This is a genomic window from Dyella sp. ASV21, from assembly GCF_016428975.1.
Taxonomy (GTDB): Bacteria; Pseudomonadota; Gammaproteobacteria; order Xanthomonadales; family Rhodanobacteraceae; genus Dyella.
This window is the reverse complement of the sequence record NZ_JAELTT010000109.1, coordinates 1-8560: the sequence shown is the minus strand read 5'-3', so window position 1 is coordinate 8560 and position 8560 is coordinate 1. Positions and strand designations below refer to the sequence as shown.

General features: G+C 64.5%; 10 protein-coding genes. 3 read left to right on the top strand and 7 right to left on the bottom strand.

What is annotated here, in order from left to right:
- Positions 1 to 232: contractile injection system protein, VgrG/Pvc8 family (locus tag JHD67_RS20320; protein WP_255557402.1), on the bottom strand; the 232-nt coding region annotated here is incomplete at its 3' end.
- A gap of 560 nt (positions 233 to 792) precedes the next feature.
- Between JHD67_RS20320 and JHD67_RS20315 the strand changes: the two genes are divergently transcribed.
- Both JHD67_RS20315 and JHD67_RS20310 read left to right on the top strand, forming a co-directional pair.
- The gene (locus JHD67_RS20315) at positions 793 to 2064 is read left to right on the top strand and encodes a dicarboxylate/amino acid:cation symporter (RefSeq protein ID WP_199100986.1); all 1272 of its coding nucleotides are present in this window, start codon (positions 793 to 795) and stop codon (positions 2062 to 2064) included.
- Positions 2065 to 2089: 25 nt separating this feature from the next.
- Entirely contained in the window at positions 2090 to 3253 is a 1164-nt protein-coding gene (locus JHD67_RS20310) for a porin (protein ID WP_199100985.1), read from the top strand.
- Between the two features lie 34 nt (positions 3254 to 3287).
- Here JHD67_RS20310 and JHD67_RS20305 read toward each other — a convergent pair whose 3' ends face one another.
- The 3 genes from JHD67_RS20305 to JHD67_RS20295 form a co-directional block, all read right to left on the bottom strand.
- Positions 3288 to 3959 carry a response regulator transcription factor gene (locus tag JHD67_RS20305; protein ID WP_199100984.1) on the bottom strand — a complete coding sequence of 224 codons (672 nt, stop codon included), beginning with the start codon at positions 3957 to 3959 and terminating at the stop codon, positions 3288 to 3290.
- A 48-nt stretch (positions 3960 to 4007) separates the two neighbouring features.
- On the bottom strand, positions 4008 to 4994 hold the full coding sequence (locus tag JHD67_RS20300) for a malate dehydrogenase (RefSeq protein ID WP_199100983.1): 987 nt from the start codon (positions 4992 to 4994) through the stop codon (positions 4008 to 4010).
- Between the two features lie 74 nt (positions 4995 to 5068).
- Positions 5069 to 6268 (bottom strand): pyridoxal phosphate-dependent aminotransferase, encoded by a 1200-nt coding sequence (locus tag JHD67_RS20295; protein WP_199100982.1) that lies wholly within the window; start codon positions 6266 to 6268, stop codon positions 5069 to 5071.
- Positions 6269 to 6637: 369 nt separating this feature from the next.
- On the opposite strand from JHD67_RS20295, the gene JHD67_RS20290 reads away from it, so the two are divergent.
- The gene (locus tag JHD67_RS20290; protein WP_199100981.1) at positions 6638 to 6895 is read left to right on the top strand and encodes a GlsB/YeaQ/YmgE family stress response membrane protein; all 258 of its coding nucleotides are present in this window, start codon (positions 6638 to 6640) and stop codon (positions 6893 to 6895) included.
- A gap of 54 nt (positions 6896 to 6949) precedes the next feature.
- Here JHD67_RS20290 and JHD67_RS20285 read toward each other — a convergent pair whose 3' ends face one another.
- From JHD67_RS20285 to JHD67_RS20275, 3 genes are all read right to left on the bottom strand, one after another.
- Entirely contained in the window at positions 6950 to 7372 is a 423-nt protein-coding gene (locus JHD67_RS20285; protein WP_199100980.1) for a YidB family protein, read from the bottom strand.
- 158 nt (positions 7373 to 7530) lie between these two features.
- Positions 7531 to 8040 (bottom strand): peptidylprolyl isomerase, encoded by a 510-nt coding sequence (locus tag JHD67_RS20280; RefSeq protein WP_199100979.1) that lies wholly within the window; start codon positions 8038 to 8040, stop codon positions 7531 to 7533.
- A gap of 104 nt (positions 8041 to 8144) precedes the next feature.
- On the bottom strand, positions 8145 to 8560 hold a 416-nt coding region (locus JHD67_RS20275; RefSeq protein ID WP_233172135.1), incomplete at its 5' end, for a D-(-)-3-hydroxybutyrate oligomer hydrolase.

The window sequence follows — 8560 nt, the reverse complement described above, 5'->3', positions numbered from 1 at the left end:
TCGCCGACACCACGCCGTGCACATGGCGCACCGCCTGCGCGCCCTGCCAGAGGCAGAACAGAGCCGGTTGATCCAGCAGCACGCCGAAGTCCAGGTCCGGCTGCGGGCTGCTCAGTTCCAGGGCCAGCTGGAAGGGCCGCGAGAGGCCTTCGGTGAGGGTAAAGCGGACGACATCGAGGGCCGGTCCGTGGGCCGGGTGAAAGGTGAAACGCAGATCGGATGGGCGCGCCATCGGCGGTCCCTCAGTGGCGGGCAGGAACGCACTACGATGAGGCCAGCGGGGCGCGTGGCCCATCCGGAAAAGGCCGCGCGCGCTGTCAGTGTTGGCCGAACCGTACGCCTGCGCCTACTCACAACTTGGCTGACAGGCGGCGCCACGGTATCGACACGGGTTCACTGCGCACACGCTGGCGTGTTGGCGCGTGCACGCACATCAGCGCGGGCCAGGCATGAGCCGGATACCGCTGACCCCGCCTATGCGTATGGGCAGCACCGTGCCGCTGCGCTTACCCGTGCAGGTGCTGCTGCACGATAACCGGTTGCCGCAGAACCTCCTTTGGTACAAGCCGCGCGCCGTTCGCATCAAGCCGTTTGATTTGGCGACTTCCCGACCAAACGACTCCCAACCGCCCAACTCGGCGCACCATGCTCAAGCCGCGCCGCACAGCCAAATAGTCGACTCAAGTAGTCCAGCACCCACATATAAAAAGGGAATCAACCTAACCGATAGGTCCAATTTGCGAGCACTGCAGCCGCTGAGAAGCTCGCCGGTCCTGCTTTATCGGTGTGGCTATGCGCTCGATCCATCGTCATTTTTATTTCTGGGTACTCGTCGCCATCGTGACGGGTGGCCTGATCGGTCACTACGCGCCTGATACGGGCGTTGCGCTCAAGCCGCTGGGTGACGGGTTCATTTCGCTGGTGAAGATGCTGATCGGGCCGATCATCTTCCTTACCGTGGTGCTCGGCATTGCCGGCGTATCGGATGTGAAGAAGGTCGGTCGCGTCGGCGCCAAGGCCATTCTTTATTTCGAGGTGGTCTCCACCTTCGCGCTGGTCATCGGCCTGCTCATGGTGAACCTGCTCAAGCCAGGCTCCGGCTTCAACGTGAGCGTGGAATCGCTCGATGCCAGCGCCGTGAGCAAGTACACCAAGGCGGCGCACGAGCAGGGCATTGTGCCGTTTCTGCTGCACCTGATTCCCAAGACTTTTGCCGACGCCTTCAGTGCCGGCGGTGACCTGTTGCAGGTATTGCTGCTGGCCGTGCTGTTCGGTTTCGCCATGATCCATCTTGGCGAGCGCGCCAGGCCGGTGATGAACCTGCTGGAGGCGCTGTCGCAGGTGTTCTTCCGCATCATGGGCATGGTCATGAAACTGGCCCCGCTGGGTGCGATGGGCGCCATGGCCTTCACCATCGGCAAGTACGGCGTGGAGAGCCTGGGGCCGCTGATGAAGTTGATGGGCGGCTTCTACCTCGCTTGCGTGCTGTTTGTCGTGATCGTGCTGGGCGCCATTGCCCGCATGACGGGCTTCAGCATCTTTGGCTTCCTGCGCTACATCCGCGACGAACTGCTGCTGGTGCTGGGCACCTCCTCGTCCGAGTCCGCGCTGGTGCCGCTGATGCAGAAACTGGAGCGACTGGGGTGCTCGCGTTCCGTGGTCGGCCTGGTGGTGCCAAGCGGTTATTCCTTCAACCTCGACGGCACGAACATCTACCTCACCATGGCCGCCATCTTCATCGCGCAAGCGCTGAACGTGGAGCTCACGCTGATGCAGGAGCTGACCTTGCTTGGCGTGGCCATGCTCACCTCCAAGGGTGCCTCTGGCGTGACGGGCGCGGGCTTCATCACCCTGGCCGCCACCTTGGCCGTGGTGCCGTCGGTGCCCGTGGCCGGCATGGCATTGATCCTGGGTATCGACCGCTTCATGAGCGAAGCGCGTGCGATCACCAACCTGATCGGCAATGGCGTGGCCACGGTGGTGGTTTCGCACTGGGAGGGCGAGCTGGATCACGCCCGCCTGAAGGCGGAGTTGGCCACCACCCGCAAGCCCGAAACGACCTGACCTCACGCCCTCCACGGACGACCTTATGCGTACCTATCTGTTCGGTGCAGCCTGCCTGAGCCTGGCCGTTAGCGCCCATGCTGCCGATTTCAACAACTGGCCGACCCGCTACACCACGTCCGGCGGCACGGAGTGGCGGATCACCGGCAACTACCAGTACGACCTTACCCACACTCGCCACACCGACCTGATCGAAGATGCGCACACGCATCGCCGCAAGGAGTTCGGCGGCTCGGTGCGCCGCAAGGGCGAATGGGACGCTACGGTCTACTTCGATTTCCAGTCCAAACGGTGGCTGGACGTATTCTGGCGCGTGGAAAGTGCCTGGTTGTTCGGCGCGGATTACGGCAAGTTCCGCATCGGCCACACCAAGATCCCGATGGGCCTGGAAAGCAATACGGGCTCGCGCAACTACAGCTTCATCGAACTGGCGCTGCCCGTGCCAGCCCATCAGGAGAGCCGGCGCACCGGCGTGGACTGGACGTTGGAGCGCCCGGCCTATCTGATCCAGGCGGGCTATTACCCTTGGCAGGATTTCCAGGGCAACAACGATGGCACCACCACGGCGGCGCACGTCGCTTGGACCCCACGCAAGGCAGCGGGCGATGTGGTGCACCTGGGCCTGGCGGCGGCCGTCGAGCACCCCGATGCCGTCACCGATGGCCGTGGCGTGTACAAGCGGCCGAGCGCACGTTGGCAAGCCTCCCCCGAGACCACGCTGACCAGCGCGCGTCTGGTGGATTCGGGCACGCTCAGCCAAGCCAAGCGTATTGAACGCACGGGTCTGGAAGGCTTGTGGATTCATGGGCCCTGGTCGCTGCAAGGCGAGTACCTGCGCTCGCGCGTCAGCCGCCGAGACGGCTTGCCCAGCTACGTTGCGGACGGCTATTACGCGTTTGCCAGCTACGTGCTTACCGGCGAGTCGCGCGGTTACGCCGCCGGCAATACCGCGAACGTCAAACCGCGCTCGTCATGGGGTGCATTGGAGCTGCTGGCCCGCTACAGCGCGCTCGATCTGGACCATGGCAACGTCAACGGCGGTCGCCAGCACGACGTGACCGTGGGCGCCAATTGGTACCTCACGCCGTACTTCAAGTTCCAGGGCAATTACGTATGGGCGCGCGCATCGCGCCAGGGCGTAAGGCAGTCGCCGGATATCGTTGAAGTGCGCGCGCAAGTCGCGTTCTAACGACGCGCATCGCGTGTCATCGCGCGCCCCGTATTTACGTGGCGCCTTTTACGCTGGTTCCGTTCGACGCCGCGTTTGATGCATCCACCGGCGACAGCCATCGCGCCAGGCCGGCGGCCTGCGCGCGTGAGCGACAACCGAGCTTGCGCAGCAACGCAGCCACATGCGTTTTGACCGTGTTCTCCGCCAACCCCAAGTGATCGGCGATCTGTTTGTTGAGCAGGCCTTGCGCCAGTAGCGCCAGCACGCGCTGTTGCGGTGGCGACAAAAGTCGCACGCGCTCGGCCATCGCGCCGTCCACCTGCCCTGCAAACCCGGGCGCATCCTTGAACCAACGCGAACCCGCCAGCACGGCGCGTATCGCCTGAGCATAGGTTTCGATGGAAGCGACTTTGGAAACAAAGCCGACGGCACCGGCACGATATACCTGCTGCACCACGGACGGATGCTCCTGCGCGGAGATCACCAGCACGGGCAACTCAGGGCGTGTGGTACGCAATGCGTGGAGCGCGGAACAACCCGTACTGCCCGGCATCGCCAGATCGAGCAGGGCAAGCGTGAGCGATAACTCCTGGCGCGCAATCGCCGTGAGTTGCTCTTCGCTGGCCGCCTCCAACACGCGAGCATCGGGGGCGACTTCGCGCAGCGCCTCTTGCAGCGCTGCGCGAAACATCGGGTGATCGTCGGCGATCAAGATGGTATGCATATCCGTCCCGCCGACCATCGCCCCCGCGCGAGGCGGGGGCGTGTCGCCTTACTTCTTGGCGAACAGGTGCTCGACGCCGGCGCGCTCTTCGCGCAGTTCCTTGTCGGTGGCATCCATGCGTGCGCGCGAGAAGTCGTTGATGTCCAGGCCCTGCACGATGGCGTACTTGCCATCCTTCACGGTCACCGGGTAGCCGTAGATCACGCCCGGGGCGATGCCGTACGAACCGTCCGACGGGATACCCATCGAAGCCCAGTCACCTTCCGCGGTGCCCAGCGCCCAGGTGCGCATATGGTCGATGGCGGCCGAGGCAGCGGAAGCCGCCGAGGAAGCGCCACGGGCCTTGATGATCGCGGCGCCGCGCTGCTGCACGGTGGGGATGAAATCGCTCTCGTACCAGGCCTGATCGACCAGCGACAGCGCCGGCTTGCCGTCCACGGTGGCGTGGTGCAGGTCCGGATACTGGGTGGAGCTGTGGTTGCCCCAGATGGTCATCTTCTTGATGTCGGTGCTGTGCTTGCCGGTCTTCTCGGCGAGCTGCGACAGCGCGCGGTTGTGGTCAAGGCGCACCATGGCGGTGAAGCACTTGGGGTCCAGATCCGGTGCATTCTGCTGAGCGATCAGCGCATTGGTGTTGGCCGGGTTGCCGACCACCAGCACGCGCACGTCACGCTTGGCGTGATCGTTCAGGGCCTTGCCCTGCGGGCCGAAGATGGCGCCGTTGGCTTCCAGCAGATCCTTGCGCTCCATGCCCGGGCCACGCGGACGGGCGCCGACCAGCAGGGCGTAATCCACATCCTTGAAGGCGACGTTGACGTCGTCGGTAGCCACCACGCCAGCCAGCGTCGGGAACGCGCAATCGTTGAGTTCCATGACCACGCCCTGCAGCGCGGGCAGCGCCGGGGTGATTTCCAGCAGGTGCAGGATCACCGGCTGGTCCGGACCCAGCATGTCGCCCGCGGCGATGCGGAACAGCAGGGCGTAACCGATCTGGCCGGCAGCGCCGGTAACGGCAACACGAACAGGGGCTTTCATCGGGGAAACTCCTTCAACTTGGGCTAACTTACAAAAGACAAGGCCCGCGCCAACCGGCACGGGCCCCAAGACCATCAGGTCAGTTCTGCGAAGAACGCCTGGATACGTTCCAACCCGGGCTGCAATTGTGCCGACGGGCAGGTATAGGAAATGCGCATGGCGCGCGGCTCGCCAAAAGCCGAGCCCGGCACGCAGGCCACGCCCTTGGCTTCCAGCAGTGCGGCGCACAGCTCCACATCGTTGTTGATGCGCACACCGTTATGGCTCTTGCCGAACGCGGTGGACACATCGGGGAAAGCGTAGAACGCGCCCTGCGGATACGGGCACACCACGCCCGGGATCGCACGCAGCGCGTTGACCACCAGGTCGCGCTTGCCGGCAAATTCCTTGCACTTGGCCTCCGGCACATCCTGCGGGCCGCCGAACGCAGCCACTGCCGCGGCGGTGATCACTTCCGGCACGCTGGTGATGTGGTTGGAGTTGAGCGTGGTGATGGCCTTGGCCACCACCTCGGGGCCGGCGATCAGGCCCACGCGCCAACCGGGCATGCCGTAGGTTTTGGACACCGAGTCGACGAAGATCAGGCGATCTTTCAGCTCCGGCTTCACGTGCACGAAGTTGTGATAGCCGATGCCGTCGAACACCATCGAGTTGTAGATGTCGTCGGTGATGATCCAGGTGTCCGGATACTTCACCAGCACTTCGGCCAGCGCCGCGATTTCATCGCGCGTATAGACCATGCCGGTGGGGTTGGACGGGTTGTTGAACAGAAACACCTTGGGCTTGCGCGCCAGTGCGGCGTCGAGCTGAGCTGGCGTGAGCTTGTAGTGCTGCTCCGGGCCGCAATGCAGTACGTTGGCCTTGGCACCCACGATGTCGGCGATATCGTGATAGGTGGTCCAATACGGCGCGGCAAAGGCGATTTCCTCGCCTTCGTTGAGCAGCGCCTCGGCCAGGTTGTACAACACCTGCTTGGCGCCGATGCCTACGGAGAGATTGCTGCGACCGTAACCGGTAAAACCCAGCTTTTCGATATGCGCCAGGAAAGCATCCAGCAGCGCATCCGCGCCGCGGTTGCTGCCGTACTGGCCGGAATCGTGCTGGAGCGCCTCGCGTGCGGCGGCGTAGACGTGCTCGCCTGGCAGGAAGTTGGGAACGCCAATGGAGAAACTGATGATGTCGCGACCGGCAGCCTTGAGCTGCTTGGCCTTTTCGGCGATGACCATGATCGCGCTGGGCTTGGCGCGACCGACACGCTGGGCGAGCTGGGGCATGACTTCCTCGTGAGTGGGGACGAAGACAGCAAACTTGATGATTTTAGCATGCGGCGGCGCGTCATCCGCCTACCCTACCCCCGACGATCGGCGCATTGACGCCAGGCTCGCCCTGGAGCGGCCATCGGCCGGAAAGAAAGGGAATCGATTGACTTCAAGCAGTTACGAAGTCAGCCGGCCGCGCCGAGGCAACCCACCCCCGCCTCTTCCATCTGCCCAGGTGCGGACGCCCCCTGCGCCGTTGCATGATGCGCACAGCCGCCCGACCTGGCAGGGATTGCCCGGGACATGGCGGCCACGGGTCTACGGGACGAGGCCTGGCTGGGGTGCACTGGAAACCTTCCGAACACTCACCAAGGACACACGCATATGCACTGGCTATGGGTAATCATCGTCGGTCTGGTCGTAGGTGTAATCGCCAAGGCGCTCACGCCTGGCAAAGAGGCGATGGGCTTCATCATCACCGCCATCCTGGGTATCGCCGGCTCGTTCATTTCCACCTTTATCGGCGAAAAGCTGGGCTGGTGGGGTGAGACCGGTTTCGTGCACTTCCTCGGCTCAGTCGCCGGCGCCGTGATTCTGCTGGTGATCTATCACGCGCTGTTCCGCCGCAACGTCACTTCCTGACGCTGATTGCCCCGGCGGTGCCTAGCGCACCGCCGGGGGTCTTGAACGCTTGCCTCAGGCCGTCTTGCCCGCAAACAGCTTGCCCGCCAGCGACGCGAGCGAACCCAGATCGAAACCGCCGGCCGCCGGCACCTGCCCTTCCGGTGTGAGGTGATCCACCGCATGCGGCAACACCTGGGAGAGCTGTCCCAGCAGCTGGTTCTGGTCCACGCCCAGCTTGCCGGCCGCCTCTTGTACCAGCGAACCAAGCCCACCGTTCTGCAAGGCCTGGCCCAGCTGCTCGCCCGAGACGGCCTGGTTCGTGCCGTTACCGACCCAGGACTGCGCCGCATCGCCCAGCCCGTGCTGTTGCAGCATGGCCACCAGCCCCTGCACGCCGCCCGCCTTTTCAATCAGCTGGCCCGCCACGGAAACCAGCGAGGAACCACCAGCCTCGTTGCCCTGGGCCGCGCCAAGCAGATCGTTGAGAAATGACATGACTACATTCTCCTTGAGTGTGGGATGACGCACATCGTGTGTCGTGTGGAGCGGCTCGATTCTAGGCCGCTTCCCCGCACACCGCCATGACAATCACCCATGAAAAAGCCGCCGTTCGCGAGAACGGCGGCTTCTTCACGGGATGCTTACACGGACGCTTAGACGCGCTCGTCGAGCACCGCGTTCCACTCCTTCACGCGATCGGCCTGAGCGGCGAGCAAGGCATCCACGTCGCCTTCCAGCGTCACCTTCTCGATGACGTCACCCTGGCGGATGGCGTCGACCACGGCCTGGTCTTCCGCGCTCAGCACTTCGCCGAACACGCTGTGCTTGCCGTCCAGCCACGGCGTCGCGCCGTGGGTAATGAAAAACTGGCTGCCGTTGGTGCGCGGACCCGCATTGGCCATCGACAACACGCCGGGCTTGTCATGACGCAGCGAGGCGTCGAACTCGTCCTCGAAACGGTAGCCCGGGCCACCACGGCCGCTGCCTTCCGGGCAACCGCCCTGGATCATGAAATCTTCAATCACGCGGTGGAATGCCAGGCCATCGTAGTAGCCGCGACGCGCCAGGTTGACGAAGCTCGCCACCGTCACCGGGGTCTTGTCATCGTGCAGGCGCAGGTGAATCGGACCGCGGTTGGTGGTCAGGGTGACGTTGATGGTCATCGGAAATCCTTAGGTTTCAAAAGCAGCGCGCAGCCACGAGCGCCCTGGGGCCGGCAAGGATACCCCAGCTTGCGTCGTTGTCAGGCGAATCGCCCACGCCACCCTCAGCCCGGGCCAGCCGCCCACGGTGCCGGCAGCGCCAGTTGCCCTGCCTCCAGCGCGCCCGCGCCACGGGGCTGCGGACTGGGCGTGGGCACCACCGCCGGCCAGGGCGCCCCCTGGAACAGATGGGCCCACAACCGATCCAGCGCCGCGTAACCATAGGGCAGCAACGGCACATGCTTGTCGCCAAAACCGGGAATGGCGAGGAAGGCGTCGAAGTGCTGTGCGTAGGGCACCTTCCAGTAGAGCGGGTGCGCCCCGTTGGCGCGGGACCACTCCACATAAGGCTCCGAGGTGAAGTGCGTCGGCAACAAGCCGTCGGCGGCGCCGTGCACCACCCATAGCGGCAGGCTCCCGCGCGGCGCCTTGACTGCCGTGGCGGCCACGCCATCGCGCAGAGCCTGCGTGCTGGCATCGG